This window comes from Novipirellula aureliae, assembly GCF_007860185.1.
Lineage (GTDB): Bacteria > Planctomycetota > Planctomycetia > Pirellulales > Pirellulaceae > Novipirellula_A > Novipirellula_A aureliae.
Genome location: NZ_SJPY01000002.1, coordinates 904,604 through 920,101, shown reverse-complemented (window position 1 = coordinate 920,101; position 15,498 = coordinate 904,604). Strand labels below are relative to the sequence as shown.

14 protein-coding genes are annotated in these 15,498 nt (G+C 52.6%); 5 read left to right on the top strand and 9 right to left on the bottom strand.

The genetic code is table 11. The features are described from left to right. Positions 1 to 175: 175 nt before the first annotated feature. From Q31b_RS09085 to Q31b_RS09075, 3 genes are all read right to left on the bottom strand, one after another. The gene (locus tag Q31b_RS09085) at positions 176 to 2,134 is read right to left on the bottom strand and encodes a hypothetical protein (RefSeq protein WP_146599331.1); all 1,959 of its coding nucleotides are present in this window, start codon (positions 2,132 to 2,134) and stop codon (positions 176 to 178) included. Positions 2,135 to 2,266: 132 nt separating this feature from the next. Next, a complete protein-coding gene (locus tag Q31b_RS09080) occupies positions 2,267 to 2,809 on the bottom strand; it encodes a hypothetical protein (RefSeq protein ID WP_146599330.1) in 543 nt (180 codons plus the stop codon). Between the two features lie 608 nt (positions 2,810 to 3,417). Then, the gene (locus Q31b_RS09075) at positions 3,418 to 5,628 is read right to left on the bottom strand and encodes a right-handed parallel beta-helix repeat-containing protein (RefSeq protein ID WP_197171225.1); all 2,211 of its coding nucleotides are present in this window, start codon (positions 5,626 to 5,628) and stop codon (positions 3,418 to 3,420) included. Positions 5,629 to 5,814: 186 nt separating this feature from the next. Here Q31b_RS09075 and Q31b_RS09070 point away from each other — a divergent pair, with 186 nt between their 5' ends. Both Q31b_RS09070 and Q31b_RS09065 read left to right on the top strand, forming a co-directional pair. After that, entirely contained in the window at positions 5,815 to 6,003 is a 189-nt protein-coding gene (locus Q31b_RS09070) for a hypothetical protein (RefSeq protein WP_146599328.1), read from the top strand. Between the two features lie 64 nt (positions 6,004 to 6,067). Then, entirely contained in the window at positions 6,068 to 6,556 is a 489-nt protein-coding gene (locus Q31b_RS09065; protein WP_146599327.1) for a hypothetical protein, read from the top strand. Positions 6,557 to 6,737: 181 nt separating this feature from the next. Here Q31b_RS09065 and Q31b_RS09060 read toward each other — a convergent pair whose 3' ends face one another. The 3 genes from Q31b_RS09060 to Q31b_RS09050 form a co-directional block, all read right to left on the bottom strand. Further along, positions 6,738 to 7,379: a hypothetical protein gene (locus Q31b_RS09060; RefSeq protein WP_146599326.1), complete on the bottom strand. Its 642-nt coding sequence runs from the start codon at positions 7,377 to 7,379 to the stop codon at positions 6,738 to 6,740. 450 nt (positions 7,380 to 7,829) lie between these two features. Beyond that, positions 7,830 to 8,567, bottom strand: a complete 738-nt coding sequence (locus Q31b_RS09055) for a PEP-CTERM sorting domain-containing protein (RefSeq protein WP_197171223.1) — start codon at positions 8,565 to 8,567, stop codon at positions 7,830 to 7,832. A 123-nt stretch (positions 8,568 to 8,690) separates the two neighbouring features. After that, positions 8,691 to 9,032 carry a hypothetical protein gene (locus Q31b_RS09050; protein ID WP_146599324.1) on the bottom strand — a complete coding sequence of 114 codons (342 nt, stop codon included), beginning with the start codon at positions 9,030 to 9,032 and terminating at the stop codon, positions 8,691 to 8,693. Positions 9,033 to 9,600: 568 nt separating this feature from the next. On the opposite strand from Q31b_RS09050, the gene Q31b_RS09045 reads away from it, so the two are divergent. The 3 genes from Q31b_RS09045 (at position 9,601) to Q31b_RS09035 (ending at position 12,090) form a co-directional block, all read left to right on the top strand. Continuing rightward, on the top strand, positions 9,601 to 10,356 hold the full coding sequence (locus Q31b_RS09045; RefSeq protein WP_146599323.1) for a hypothetical protein: 756 nt from the start codon (positions 9,601 to 9,603) through the stop codon (positions 10,354 to 10,356). Between the two features lie 74 nt (positions 10,357 to 10,430). Next, entirely contained in the window at positions 10,431 to 11,825 is a 1,395-nt protein-coding gene (locus Q31b_RS09040; RefSeq protein ID WP_231617414.1) for a polysaccharide biosynthesis/export family protein, read from the top strand. 46 nt (positions 11,826 to 11,871) lie between these two features. Further along, positions 11,872 to 12,090 (top strand): hypothetical protein, encoded by a 219-nt coding sequence (locus tag Q31b_RS09035; RefSeq protein ID WP_146599322.1) that lies wholly within the window; start codon positions 11,872 to 11,874, stop codon positions 12,088 to 12,090. 584 nt (positions 12,091 to 12,674) lie between these two features. Here the strand turns inward: Q31b_RS09035 and Q31b_RS09030 are convergent. The 3 genes from Q31b_RS09030 to Q31b_RS28075 form a co-directional block, all read right to left on the bottom strand. Then, positions 12,675 to 13,325, bottom strand: a complete 651-nt coding sequence (locus tag Q31b_RS09030; RefSeq protein WP_231617413.1) for a YdcF family protein — start codon at positions 13,323 to 13,325, stop codon at positions 12,675 to 12,677. A gap of 580 nt (positions 13,326 to 13,905) precedes the next feature. Further along, positions 13,906 to 14,985: a FemAB family XrtA/PEP-CTERM system-associated protein gene (locus Q31b_RS09025; protein WP_146599321.1), complete on the bottom strand. Its 1,080-nt coding sequence runs from the start codon at positions 14,983 to 14,985 to the stop codon at positions 13,906 to 13,908. 341 nt (positions 14,986 to 15,326) lie between these two features. Next, on the bottom strand, positions 15,327 to 15,476 hold the full coding sequence (locus Q31b_RS28075; protein WP_197171221.1) for a hypothetical protein: 150 nt from the start codon (positions 15,474 to 15,476) through the stop codon (positions 15,327 to 15,329). Between the last annotated feature and the right edge of the window lie 22 nt (positions 15,477 to 15,498).

The following is a 15,498-nucleotide window of genomic DNA, read 5'->3' as shown; positions in this document are numbered from 1 at the left end:
CAAAACAATCGGCTTGATATCTGCTGCGCGGTACCGCCATTTTGAACCGGTTTTTTTGAAGGCAGCGCTCCATTTGCGTTCGAGCTCGACCCAAGGTTCGACCTTCTAGGACAAACTCACCTCCGATTTCACCGACCTGCAATACTCGTTCGGCTATTTCGCCCCCAAGAGATTCTTAGAATACGGGTGTGTATCGCACTGTAATCACGCCTTCACTAACAGGTTCGGTAAAATCAACCCCGATCCTATGGGCGGGAGCACCTTCTCTTAGACGCTCGACCGGAACAAGCTCACCGATAATCTTGAGTTCGCCATCGGTGCTTGAGACGACAGCTTTAATCTTCTGATTTTTGCTGGTGATGATCACGGTTTTGTCATCAACGATCTCATACTTGGCCCTGCCCAAGGTCATAATGGCGGTGCCGAAGGTTACGGGCCTACTAGAGCTAAACTCATCGGAAACGGTGATGGTGCCTGTCCCAGAACGATCATTCTCCATGGTACGCACCAAGCTGGTCAGATGGGGGATTTTGTAAGCATCTTTGATATTCATGACGACTCGGTCACGGGTCTTGGTGAAATCTGTATCCGTAATCTTACCAGCGTAGTCTCTGCCATTGGATTGAAGGATATTGTCAATGCGAGGAACGGGATGGCCCCAAGAGCTGCGAGCCGGGTTATCGCTCGCGAAAGCACCGGCAATGTAGGAAGGGGCTCCGATGTCACCAGTCATGAAGTCTCGGTCCAGGACAATCGAATAGGTGCCCACGTCGCTGTGGTTATGGTTTTCTGAATTGTGACCTGCCTTAATAGCAATAGAGAAGGGGACTTTCTGCTTGCCACGCGAAATGACCATGCCGGCGCTATCGAAATAAGTGGTGTTGGGCAACTCTGGCGTTACGCCCGTATCCTTCGAAGGTGTAAAGGCCTCGGGATCGGACCAAGCGATCAATTGATAGGTCGCCTCGTCCGACACGAAGAGTTTGCCCTCTTCCTTGCTCGTTGGTTTCCTGGCACCATAATACTTGGCTGCCATGAAATTGGCGAAACCACCGTGATTGCCGGCACGCGAGCTGCCATCGGCAAAGGGAGCGGCAGTGCCGTATTGAATTTCATAACGCTGCGGGAAGGTGCCGACGTTTTGTAGCTGGGTGGGATTGTGGGCTTTAAAAAGGTTGATGCGTCCTTCAGTATAGTCGTAGACCATTTGGGCGAGGTAGAGATAATGCCCAAAGCCATAATCCCAGTAGCCGGTTCCCTCAGAGCAGTAGCCATCGGCAGCAAAGCCACTGAGATAGGCTTTCATGCTATTCAGGGCACAGCCGATGGCAGCCATGCGTTCGGTGGCATTGTCGGAAGTAATGGCGACAAACAGTGAACCACTGGTGCAGACGGAGTTCCAGTTGCTGGTGCTTTTGAACCAGCCCAGGCTAGGTCGCTGCTCGCCGCTGCATCCCTGTAAATAGCAATCGATGATACGGTGGCGAAGTTTCTCCGACATTTCCTGACGCATCCGCGTGGGAAGTTTGTCACCCAGCAGGACTTCGGCTAGGGCCAGATCTGTACCAAATCGGCGTGAACCAAGGTCAATGCCCATACTCTTGCCATCAAGCACCCGGTTGCCTCCATCATGGTTAGGATGCAGCCAAGATTTCATGTCCATCATGGCATCGATGTAGACCTCGATCTGTTCTAGGAAACGTCCTTGGTTCTCCATGCATTCGGCTAGGATGAAGTTTTCCAAACGCTCAATGGTCCGGTAGTACCTGGGTTTGTAGATGCCGCGATTGCCTTCCTTGTTAGCTCGCCGATAGATCTCGTCGGTAATGGGGACCTCGGGAGCCTTATCCAGTTCAGAGTTGGCCTTCTTTAAGTACTCTTTACCCAAGGGCGTGGACGCAATTCCATCCCAAAACATCCGGTCAGTTAGCGGGGGTGCTGGCTGATAGGCATCCTTAGGCATGACGGCCTTGAGCATCTCCAGTTGCTCAGCGGTGGGGTACATGACATCTCCACCTTTGGGCCCCAGTTCATAATAGGCGCTAAAATCCAAGGTGGTTGTCGATTGGGCACTGCAGCTACAGGCGATGGCAAGGCATAGCAGAGGAACGGTAATAACGAATGCGTGTTTCATCGTGGTCGTTTCCTGTCGGTGTTTTTAACGATTCTATTGGTCTTCTCTTTTATGCCGGGAAGACTTACTAAGTCTTCTAAAAAAGCATTCCGCTTTTGTCGTGTCATGTATTGCAGTTGCCCCTAACGTTCGCTATTGATCATAAGCCTTCTTCATGGCCTGTGCGCCTGCGCAGGCTATGATGTAGTCCTTCTCATGCGGGCCTCCTCCGAAAGCGCATACGCAATAGGCGCCGCCTAAATCGAGGAACTCCGCTCCCTCACCATTGAGTGGATCTTCCGCATCGGCAAAGCCGACCTCTCCATGCATCAGCGGACGTGGACAATGCCCTGATGGAGCATGAGTCAGCATCGTTTCGCCGATTTTTGACCCAACCATGCCAATGATGTTCCAACCGGGCCTCTTCCCGTGAGGGATTTCTAGTTTTCCCATGGTTTGAGCCGCCATTTTCCAATCAAGGGTTGAGCTATCTTCAAGGAAAGCTACCATCGCAAAACCTTTGATTCCGAGTTCATCTGCCTTGGCCTGCATGGCGGAAAATGCAACTTTGAATAGTTCATCCTTTCTACTCATGCTAACGTCAGCGTCTTTGTTGACAGTGCCCTTGTCAGCGTTGGCGTTCATGGTTAACACCAATGCCGTCAATACTACGCAGGAAATAATCGTCTTGGTCATCGTTTGCCTCATGTCCTGTTTCCATTTCTTAAGCTGTTGTTAAAACGAGTAGGAATTCCAGTGCGGGCCGGGGGTCGGAATTGGCCATCTCGGGAAGATGGTATGAATGAAATCGAGACGAATGTCAAGCATCTGGGCCAAGTTTTTCGAGCGTTTCTTCCGATGCCTTGATGACTCCTCCGACGCTCCGGAATGTGTCAACGATAGTGAGACAACTTTCGTAGCAACCAAAGCGATTGTCCATCCAGTTGATTTGCGTCATGCGGGGCGTGTAGATCTGGCCGGAATGAGCCGTTCGCTTTGATTGATGATCGTAACCAGTGGTCTGGGATCAACGGTTCGAGCTTCGAGACATGTGCTAAAGACTCGATCACCGAACGAAGGCGGACCCACTGTTCCACGTGGTTCTCTATGCAACTGCCCACCAACGACATCAGGATCGCTGTCCGTTGGCTGGCATGCGGACTTCCCACACACAAGCAATTCTTACATCCTATCCTACTTCCCTTCGAAGATTGATTTAACCTCCTATGAAGCATCAACGTTCTGATCCGCAATCGAATCTTCTGAAGTGCAGATTTAACGTCCCCCCCTTGATTTCGCTCGATTTACTGAAACGCTGGATCAATGTATAAGCCGATCTGATGCATTGGGATAGGCTCGAACGCAGGCAGTTCTTTTCTTAGTCGGGCGTCGTCGCGAAGAGAGAAGTCTTGATTGTCCGCATCGACAAAGCCAAGCTCGATCGGAGCCGCCGGGCTGCCGGCGAGATTCCGGAAACCCTCCCACTGGTCCTTTGCCATCGCGATAGCCGCTTCATCGCCGCGTGTGTTGACGACTAAATTGTTCTCAATCTCGAATTTGTCCATCAACGCATCAACATTCTTGTCACGGCTCCAAACTTGCGATGTGATGTTGACAAAGACGTTACGATGAATCGGATTGTACAAAGGCTCTCGTGGCGAATCGCTCATGATCATTGCCAGTTGTGGATAGCGATCACTCCAAGGCGGTTTCTGGTAGTTGAGTGCTTGTGCTTTTTCTTCCAAGTTCCAACCGGAGTGCTTCGCACTATTCCAGTGCTCCCAAGTCATGCCTCGCGAATCAATGTGCAATCCAATCGGGCAATCCACTACCAAATTGTTGATCACCGGATTGCTTCTGCCGCCGCCAATCATGATAGCGCGGCCCGCTCGATAGAATACATTGCCTTCGATCGTGTCACCGCAGTCACAGTCATCCAAGTAGACGCCCATCGTATTGACATGCTTCGCGTCGCCTGCGCCAAGGTGGTGAATGTAATTATGCCGTAACGTGTTTCCTTGGCTGGTCCAATCTCGCCCGCTATAGAACGCGCCTGCGTCACCGGTCTCCATCACGACGCGATAAATCTCATTCCGTTCAAACAGGTGCTCGTTGCCGCCATACAGAACCGCGTTATGAGGCGCGTCGTGGATCGAATTGTTACGAACCACTTGACCACATCCGGAGACGCCAATGCCGGGAGCATAGGTTCGCTGAAACCGTCCATAGTGGTGAATATGATTGTTCACAGCCAAGTTGTTGGCTGGTGTCAGCGTGTGACGATCGCCACCCGAGATCGAGATGCCGGACGTGCCCAGGTTGAACAGATGACAAGAGCGAACCGTGTTTTCGCCGCCGGAAACTCGGATACCGGTTCGCGCCAGGTTGGCGATCTCGCACCCAGCGACTTCAACATGCTCGGTGGCTTGCAACACCATTCCATCGCCGTGACCGTAGCCAATCGACAAGCCTTCGAACCGGAGATGCTTCGCATTCTTGACTCGGATCAGCGGTTCGGACAACGTCGCCAAAACGATCGATGCGGATTTGAATTGGTCGGTTGGGTACAGATAGAGCTTATTCCGTTTGCGATCAAGGTACCATTCGCCCGGCTGATCCAATTCTTCCAGAACATTCAGAGCATAGAAACGGCGTGACGCTTGGCCCCACGTACCGCTCATGATTCCATAGGCATGGGGCGCGGCAAGCGTGATGATTTTTTCATCGCTGTTGTAGCTGGCCACGCGGATCACCTCGTCCGCCCAGTCATGAGTCCAGTAGCCGCGCAGCCACACGCCTTGGTCCACTTGCCAACGTTCCAGTCGCGGGTCGTCGAAGACAAACGAACCGGGGTGCTTTTCCTGTTGCTCTTTGTTCTTTGCCAAAGGATTGGCCATGCCGGTATCGATTACTTTTGAAAACGACGCCCAACCTTCGTTGTCCGCGTTCGCATTGGGCCAACGTGCAAGTTGCATTGGCATTCCATCGATGTACAACCATGGCGCGGTGGGCACGCTTCGATAAGCGTCACCCAACTGCTGGAACTCGCCCCGCGGACCAGGCAACGAGATCACTCGAATTTCTTGGCGTATTTGCGGATCGAGTCGGTTGAGTATCTCGGGGTCAGAAACTGGTTCGAACGATTTGGGCGAAAGGGTGATGCCTCCAAGCAATCGCGCGTCGAGTCGTTTTTCGGCGCGGTAAATCACGGCTGCTCCGCTACTGCCGCTGTCCTCGGACGACAATTCGAAAGTGGAATCAAACACATATTCGCCACTGCCAACCAACACCGTCACAGCTTGTCCGGTTGGCAAATCGCCGGATACGCGGCTCTGGCGGATCCAGTCACGAGCTTCCACGAGCGAACGAAACGGTGCACGGACGCTACCGTCGCCGCCGGGATCCGCATCGGACGACACATGGATTTCGACCCGGGCGTGGTCTTGGGAGTGGGCAGAAATGCAAACCAGGGCGACAAATGTGATAAACCAAAAGGGATGCGAGCGATTGAACATTGGCTGACCAAAGGGGAAAGGTGGGAGGGGATTGACTTGACGCCGCTCTCGATGTCTCTGGGGTACTCGGTGTCTGTGCCGTCCGCGGATTTGACGGGGTAGTCGCCCGGCTTGCCAGCAAGCACTCCCCCCCATTGAGCTTGCACGACAAAGTCATTGTCCAATTGAGCCGCAAGGACTCAATCAGTGTCCGGTCTCTTGGCTAAGCGGAAATCGTTGTTCGTCATGGGTGTGAAACGCGTTCGCGAGACTCACGAGGACGAACATTTGATAGCGAGCGAAGTCAAAGGGGACGAGCGAAATCAAAGGGATGGGGGCGCGAAGATCTGGTCGTGGTATGCCAGGTCGATTGGTTTGATGATCGTGGGGGCGTAGGTATGCTACAATGATGAGGCAGATACGGAAAATTTCTCATCCTTCGAGTTACGGGTCAAAAACGATGCGTGTTGCGAATCATCCACGTCGCCGATCTACATTCCTACGCAGCAGCATGCTCGGTGTGCTCTTGTTAGGCGCGATCGGGTCAGCACAGTCCAATGATAATCCATTTTCAGAACCGCAAAAGATTGCGGATTCGGAAATGGGTCGGGACCAGCCAGATTTTCAGCCGATTGTGTCGGAGCCGACGGACCAAGAGCAGAAACTCGCTGTAGAATTGCAACGTCTGCAAAATATGGCGTCTCGGATTGGAACGAAACATCCTTCCATGAAAAGTGTCCAGGCACGGATCTCGTTGATTGAACAACAATTGAGCGATCTAGCAAAGAATCGGCAAGTCGACGCGGCGGGGCTCGAAAGGCCAACCGCAGCAACGATTCTTGAGCTCAATGATCCGCAGCTGCGCCAATTGATTCTGCGGATGGCGATCAAGATCAATGAGCTGGAAAACCGTATCGAGATTCTCGAGCAGGCGTCCGCGGTGAGATAGACTGGCCTTGAGATAAACTGGCCTGTCAAAGACTGCAAATTGTTTACCTTCAAATCAGTGGGATATTTAATATCGCTCTGCACTCCGCGCGAATGGCGTCTACCGATTGGCTCGCCAATACTTCTTGGTCCAAACCGCGGCGCGGCGGAAACAATACCGGCTGCTTCGCATGTGAGCTGCCTCAAGCGTGTGCGGGGCTACCCTTTTTGCGGCAGCGACGGGAGCACGCACACCACGCTAGGCCCGCGATGAAAAAGGTGGAAGCGGAACTCGGCTCGGGGATGGCCGTGACGGATCCGAATCGAAGATTATCGATGTAGATCACGTCGTCACTAGCCGTATTCGTAACCGTTACCGTGGTGATCAAATTGGTGCGATCGATGGCTCCGGCAAAAAGTAGATTACCCGCTGGTAAGGCATTCGGGATGCGCGTATGGAGAATTACCTGGCCGCTTCCAGCGACCATCGAAAACGCCGTTGGCGAGTCGGTTCCGAAGTCGCGAAGATCGAATCCAAACGCATTGACGCCGCCACCAACTAATCCGCTCAAATCGAAGGTGATTAAACTGTTGGCACTATTTGAGTAGATACTTTTCGAGTCGCCCGACTCGGCCGTCGAGCGGATTTGTGCTGGGCCGGGTGTCGTTTGGGTTGACGAGATTACGATTCCGCTGGCGGTAATTGGTAGATCGGTGCCAATACTGAAGGAGCCAAAGTTTTCGAGCCGCAGAGGGATATTCGCATCGTCCAAGATGGTTTCCGCTGCGCTGATAAAACTGGCTTCGTTCGTATACAAGGCGGTCGCAGCGGATGCAGGATTCATGAGCGACAGCAGAACCGCAGAAATGACCCCAGTAATAGCGAAACGTATATTCTGAGGAGCGAGCCACTTCCGGGCTATACGCGTTACTCGATTCGAATCCCTCCAGTAATCAGGCGGAAGTCCAATACAGGACGGCGAGCGAGTTGAAAAGTGAGAGCTAGATAGATTATTCATGTTGATTAGCAATGGAGTAGAATGGGAAGGCATCGAGTTACGTTGTAAGCACCATTATATTCCGATGACCCGATCACAATACGGAATCTTGAATTTTCAATAAAAAAGCGGACGCTCTGTTGAAGAGCGTCCGCTTCGACTTAGTCGATTGGCCGTAGTAATGAGGCCTGCGGTAGCAGGTTGTCATGCTGACCGAAACCCTTGTCGAGTTGCGCTACGGGTATTCCTCTCTAGTGACTAACCTAGTAATGGATCACTGTTCTTTCGAAACAGTGACTAAGCTTTCTTTTCGTTGCGGCGACGGCGGAATGAACCGGCACCAAGACCAAGAGCGGCCAAACCAAAGATCGCAATCGACCCTGGCTCTGGAACCTGGGTTTCAAACTGCAAATTGTCAACGAAAATCCAATCTTCACCAAATGTTCCCGACGTTGCTTCGATCGTTACTGACGTGATCGTCGGCCCACTATCAGAAATAACACCAACGAACGTTTTCAGCCCTTTGGTAGGCAACGGGCCCACTGGACCAATCATACCATAAGTTACTGACCCATCTGATGTTTCGAACGTCAATGTTGTGCTATCCATAGGAATGGTTCCAACATCGAAAATGTCAATCCCAAACGCACTGGTACCACCAGCAAACAAAGAGGTGAAGTCGAAGGTGATCTTTCCAGGACTGGTAAAGAATATACTCTTCCCAGGACCTCCATTACTATCTGTGACAATTTCGGCAGTGTTAGACCCGTTGTTCGACGTGATGCTGACATTTTGAGCTGTTATGGGCAAATCCTGGCCTACAGCAAAGCCCGAAAAATCTTCAGACGACAAGTCAATCGCGTTGGTCGAAGCATCCGAACCAAAGGCTGTTTCGTCGCTCAGAGGTCCAAGGCCGGTTGCATAAAACATCAGTCCAGCCGAAGCATTCTGCGCCGTTACCATAACGGCAAACAAAGCTAGAAGACCAGCGAAAGCTGGCTTACGATAGGTGTTCAAAATTTGTGTAAACTTCATAGTTGTCTCTCCATCGCCATGATTGGCGATCATTGATATTGAAAAAATAGTTGAAACATTTGTTGTAAAACCTTGTCAGAAACGATCCGTCAAGGCGCACGAAAACGAAACAGGTCTGCCAAGCTAGGCAGGTTTCAACAGTTCCAAGAGAGACGGATCACTGGGTAACATCGAGTTGCGATTACGCAACATTTCGGTTAATGCCAGCGGTTCAAGGCAGATGCCACAAGCCGAAATGGCGAGCGACGACAAGACGTTTTGACTTTGGACGGCGATTCCAGCCATCTCCGAAACCTCACCCGTCCATTGATGGTAGGTCGAATTGGTGGGCTGCTCCATGCTCGCTACGGCATATAAATGTTCCGTATTAAGCGTTACCTCCTCACCAACCATCACCCCTGCTTCCACGGGGGAAACCCCAGCGGTGAGTGCGATTGTGACGATTAGGAGGATGATGTTTTTCATTACCCCTCCATTGTCGGTGGCTCGTTTCAGAAAAGCAAGTGTTTTTTTCAAGCTTTCTGTTTTTATTTGCAAAATCGTTGCCCCCCTAGTAGTTGCCCCCTAGTAGAGGAGTGGTTTGATCGTGTTCAGCTGAATGTGGGTGTAGCATGGCCATCCAAGACCGTCGAATGCCCCGCGCCAAACCAAATTCAATAGCTTAAAAAATCGCAGACGTTCACAATATTTCGAAAATGAACGTGAGAACCACAGATGGACAGTGATTAACACAGGAGGATGCTTGGGGGGGGGGATCGGAGTACATTTGTGTTCATTTGGGAATTTTTGCCTCCCTCCGTGGACGGGTGCGGTAGAAGTGAGCCGCTTGTATCTCGGTATTGGTCCGTTTTGTAGTCATGGAACTCGCCTAGAGTTTTGGGCAAGCAATAAGAGGCCGAAAGTCTTGGCGACTTCCGCTACGGTCTTAACGATCATTCTGGTTTTTTGGCCAATACCTTAAACATTGGTTTTGTTCTTCGGGGGGGACGATTTTAGCCGTATGTAAAGACCTCTCTAGAGGAGCGAAAGCGGCATGATAAGAAATATTCCAGAACGAATCGAAGCGGATCCACAAATGTTCTATCCCATCGGCATGAGACGAGACGCTATGGTAACGCAAAGAACGCACAAATGGTTTTGCTTGCTCGCACTGGCAACCGTCATGGTAAGTGGTTGTGCGGCCGGTTTGAGAGCAACATGTGCTCCCTACGAGGAACTGAAACGGCGAGCCGTCGTCAAGGCCACCGCTTCGAAACAGGCGAAGGCGATCTGGGAAGATTGCTATGCGGATCAATATCAAGATAAGCATTGCGAAGCAGACGCCGAGCATGGTTTTCGAACCGCCTACGTCGAGACGGCACTAGGAACTCCTGACGCGCCGCCGCCGGTGCCAGTGCGTCCCTGCATCAGCCGTCACTCGCTTACCCACACCTATCCCGACGCCAACGCTTGGTACGATGGCTACCATCATGGCCGCGCTGCGGCACTGTCGCGAGGTGTCGACCGCTGGCGACTCGCCCCGCTCGACCCAGGTTTGATCTGTCCTACCGAGTGCTGCCCCGATCAGACATTTGCCAATCCCTACGATAATTCAAGCGTGGTGGATGGTCAGGTCATTTATGAAGGGATTCCAATCGAAAATGAGACCACGATCGAAGAGAGCTTACTCGAACCGCATGACGGTGGTGACGCGGATGCGATTCGTAGCGAACCCGATTCGCTGCCGAGTCAGCCAGCGACGGAGACCAACATGGTACCTGAGCTGACAAACCTTTTTCTTCGGTCTTGACTTCGAGTCGGACCTTCTTGTTTCCGAACGAATTATTTGTTGCCGTTCACAATTTTTGGCAGGGAAGCCGCGCGATGCAATCTATAATACAGCTATTAACATTTTTTTCCGCTATCAATTCGTCTAGCACAGCGCCTCGTCGCCAACGCACGACTCGGTGGCTGAACTGGCCGGCCTTGACCGCGATGTTGGTCTTGCTTGGATCGACGGGCTGCACATCACTACTAACCCCAATCGAGGGGATTCCGGTTTCTCGATTGCCGCCCGAGCTGCTGGGCATCCGCCGTAGCGACTACGTGCCGGTACCCGTGGTCATGTTGTCCATTCCGGCAGGCCAAGAATATCGGCTCGATGAAGGCGACATTTTGGGTGTCTACATTCAAGGTGTCTTGCCGTTCAGTTCGCCGACATCCGTGCCTGAGCCACCACCGGTCAACTTTCCAGATTCGGCCAGCGCACTACCGCCTTCGATTGGCTATCCCATCCCGGTCCAGGCCAACGGGCTGATTTCATTGCCGCTACTCGACCCAATCAGCGTCAAGGGGCTGACGATGGAGGAAGTTCGCGTCAAGATCAAGAGGATCTATGAAGCCCAAGAATTCGTACAGGAGGGGAAGGCGAATCCGATCGTGACTTTGATTCGTGAACGAACCTATAATGTCACCGTGTTACGTGAGAACGCGGTTCCCGCCGGAAAAGAGGTCGACCAGGCGGCCCGTGGAGTGTCGCTGAAATTACCGGCCTACCAAAACGATCTGTTGCATGCACTCACGCAAAGTGGTGGTATGCCGGGGGTGAATGAAAAGAACGAAGTGACGATCTTCAAAACTTCTCGTATTCCTGCCCACATGCGTGATGAAGTCATGTCGCAGCTAATGGCAGGTAGCGGCGAATACCCCTGCCTCGAGACGATGATCAGTGATTGCCAAGCCTCTGCGGGGTTGACGTTTCACGGGTTGACCAGTGAACCCTACATGATCAAAGTGCCGTTGCGGATGCCGCCAGGCCAAACGATGTCGATCCGGCCCGAAGATATCGAACTCATCAATGGCGACATTGTGTTGGTCGAATCGCGTGAAAGCGAACTCTTTTACACGGGCGGATTGTTGCCGGGTGGCCAGCATGCGGTACCTCGCGACTACGATCTTGACGTCCTCGGGGCGATGGCGATCGCCGGGTCAGGGGTCGACCAGAGCCGTGGTGGCAGTGGCGGTGGAGCTGGCGGTGGGATTATTGGCGGCCTCGGTGGGGCCAAGCCGACACAGCTATTTATCGTCCGCAAGCTGCCAAGCGGGCGAACGTACAATATCGCGGTCGACCTGCAATTGGCGGTCAATAACTCTAGCGAGAACATCCTGGTCCAACCAGGCGATACCTTGATTCTACGGAACAAGCCGCATGAAGAGTTGTTGAACTTCGGCATCGCCACATTCTTCACCTACGGCATTCGTGAACTGTTTAGTAACTAAGCAGGCCGAGAGAAGTCGCGGTTCCAACCACATCTGTGGAACCGCTTTGCCAATCTCGAGCCCCCATGGTTTGGCTCCGTCGGCTCACCTCCGCATCGTCCGTTCGACGGTGACCGAATTTCAATACAGATTTGGGTACGCTACCCTGGTGATGCGGTTACATCCGTTGTCCATCCGCTTGTTGCTATTTGTGTTGGTTGTTCGCGGAGGTGATGCCCTGCGAGATTCGTGGAGTCAGCGTCTCGGAGAGACGCTGCTACTGTGATGTTCAGCGTCTCGGAGAGACGCTGCTACTGTGCTGTTTAGCGTCTCGGAGAGACGCTGCTACTGTGCTGTTCAGCGTCTCGGAGAGACGCTGCTACTGTGATGTTCAGCGTCTCGGAGAGACGCTACTACTGTGCTGTTCGGCGTCTCGGAGAGACGCTACTACTGTGCTGTTCAGCGTCTCGGAGAGACGCTGCTACTGTGATGTTCAGCGTCTCGGAGAGACGCTACTACTGTGCTGTTCGGCGTCTCGGAGAGACGCTGCTACTGTGATGTTCAGCGTCTCGGAGAGACGCTGCTACTGTGATGTTTAGCGTCTCGGAGAGACGCTGCTACTGTGACTTGCTCCGCATCGGTACGGGAGAAGTGTAGGGCTCGAACCAAGCGGCTTCACGTCCGAGGGTGTTCGAACCGACGGTTCAATAGCCGCTCCGAAAAGATTCCTTGAACGGTTACGCGACAAGACGCCGTTCGCTCGGAGAGCAGAGTGACAAGTGACGCGGATCAAACATGGATCTTCACTGGTATCTTCGGATCCGTGTAAATCGGTGGTCGCTTTTTCTGTCCCGACCATGGCTGAACGATTTACGCCACCACGGCATAGACGATCAATTTAATGTACTCGATCCAAATCGGTGCATCGATCTCAGCACTCATTTTCAAGGGGCTAGCGGCGTAGATCTGGACATCCGTTTTCCCTGTGGCACGGCGAAAGCATAGCTGGCTACGTCGTGTGTGTGCGGCCGATGTAACGACAACGATTCGTTCTAAGTCGGGATACTTTTCCGCGACCGCTCTCGCTTCGCTGAGCGAACCGAACCAGGCGTTTTCTTGTGGCTCGATCAAGGAGATTTTTTCGGGAGGAACCCCCAGCCAACCTAAGTAACCGATCGCCCGTTCGACTCGGGTTTCCGATTGATTCTCGACAAAATTGTACGAGGAAGTCTCGGTTTCATTGAGCAGGATGATCTCGGGGATCCGTTTCAGATGGTACAAGTCGGAGGCAGCATGCAATCGTTCCCAATAGGCATGCCTGTCGGCCATCACGTACGCCGCGTCTCCTGAGGCGTCACCATTGTGAACTTGCAAAGGATAGGCGACAATACTGCGAACCACCGGTAGCGACATCAGAACGGTTGTAGCGATCCAACACAACAGAACGAGGAAACATCGTCGACGCCAAGGATTCGATCTTCGCACCGCCGAGTAGTTCGGACGGATATTTTCATGATTCATATCTAACGTAGCCTAGGCTTCCAGCCTGGGATGGATGTCGTCCCAGGCGATACGCACGCATCCGATTAAGAACGTCCAATGAATTTACCTTTCCCAAACGCGTTTGGGGAGGGTAAGGCAAAAGCCTGCGGGCATTCTTCACGTAGGCGAGTCTCTCCGAGACTCGTAAATTCAGCGTCTCGGGGACGTCGATTCAATTACTGACGGATTTGCTCGTAGCGGAAGTCGCCAAGACTTTCGTTTTTCAGGGTGGACGAAACTCTTGGCGAGTTTCGCTACCTCAGTCATACAATCGAACGTCTCGGGGGGACGCTGCTACGGTTTGCGGCGAAGCCGCACTACATCAGTTATCGCCCCGTTTGATGTGGCTTTGCGATGGTTTTTTGTAGTGGATCTTGTTAAAGATCCCGCGTGGTAGGATCTTTAACGGGCTGTCGATTTAATCGTTTAACGCTTAGCCGAAGGCGTCAGCTTTTCCATAAGCGGTCGCCTATGGCTTGGCGTTAAACAATAAGTCGAGTCAAACCGATTAAATCGACAGCCCGTTAACAAGATCCACTACCATTGCGGCGAAGCCGTATTATGGAATCCCTCGGACGATCGTTGGCCCCACAAGTTTGGTCAACCAAACGGGTAAGTGCTGCCAGATGCGGACGAGTCGCTGGTTACCAGCATCGTCGGCTCGCATCGCGTTGGGATCGCCTTTGCGAACGTAGTATTGCCAGACGGCGTCGTGTGGGTGGGCCCCCCATTGGGCCTTGAATTTGTAGGTGCCGCTGTCTCGACTGCTGCGTCCAAAGTCAAACGTATGGCTACCATTCGCGATTGCCCGTTCCAATAGTCTCCAGTACATCAGCATGTTCGCATTGGTATGATTGAATTCACGCAAACTACTCGCGCTAGGAACTTCCGTCACGCCGCCCGCGTGAACGAGGATTGCTGCTGCGACCGGCTGTGTTTCGTTGCGAACGATACACAATTCAGCAAAATCATGACCGTCTTTACCGTGAAAATATTTTAAGCTGGCATCAAATAAAGCCCGCGAGAAAACTGGAGTGCCCAGGTCTCGCATATTTCGAGCAAAGACCTGATAAAAGTCGTCTAAGCATTCGGCCCCGCCGAAGTGGACGCTCAACTTAGCGGTCGTGGACTTCTTAACTTGACTACGCACCTTGCTCTTGAACGATTTCATTAAGTCATCGGCTGTATCCGGTAATTGCAATCGCATATGAACTTTATCGGTGCGTGAGAAGTTCAGCCGTGGATGATCGACTGGAATCTCATGTCGCAGTTCCAAATGCTTCACATCGAGTTGGTCTGCCAATACACAAGCATGATTGATCAATCCGATCGCGGTTTCCTGATCGCGTGCCCAAACGCCACCTGTATTGAGGTAGGGTAAACTGACGAGAAAGCGTCCGAAAAGCGGGCCTGACACGAGGATCAACGGTAGGACACCCGTCGTTTCCTGTCCATTGCACGCACGAATCAGATAGGCTTGATGCCCGAGCCCCGCGGCGACGCTGGCGACCCAGGCGTCGCGATGAGCGTTGAGTCGGGGGACGACGCTGTCATCGTCAACGACATCCAGCCGAGGCCGCGTCGGTGACGAACTCCACTTTATCGTTTCAATGAGAGTCGCCGAAGTTTGAGTGTTCATAGGTTGTCGATTTAGACTTCGCGATGCGAATGTAGACCGGAACTTATTCCGTAATTTTCAAAAAAGGGGGCGCATTCGATAACGTAATCGATTCCGTTTTACTTTAAATCGGCATCCTGCCGGTGTCGATTGGTGCAAAGATTAATTGGCTAGTCAGAAGGCAGCCGAAGCTGAAGAGTTAGGAGAGGCAAAATTTTCGGGGGGAAACAGTTGGTCGCTACCAACGGTTTCCCCCCCGCGACAAGCTCGAATGGCGTGTTCTTAAGAAAAACGGAGTGAGTTTCACATGGGTGTTTTTCCTGTTTCCGTCCGGCTTGTCCGGGCGGAGCAACAGGTGGCAGCTACCATGAACGCAAAATTCCATGCTCGCCCCACCCCCACGAATCGCCTCCGGCGATTCGTGGGGGTGGGGCGAATTTCTTTCGGGCGTGCGGTTTGTAGCCGCCACTTGTTTCCTCCGCCGAGACAAGCTCGACGGAAGGAGGTTTCACGCCGCGAATTCACTTACAGTCC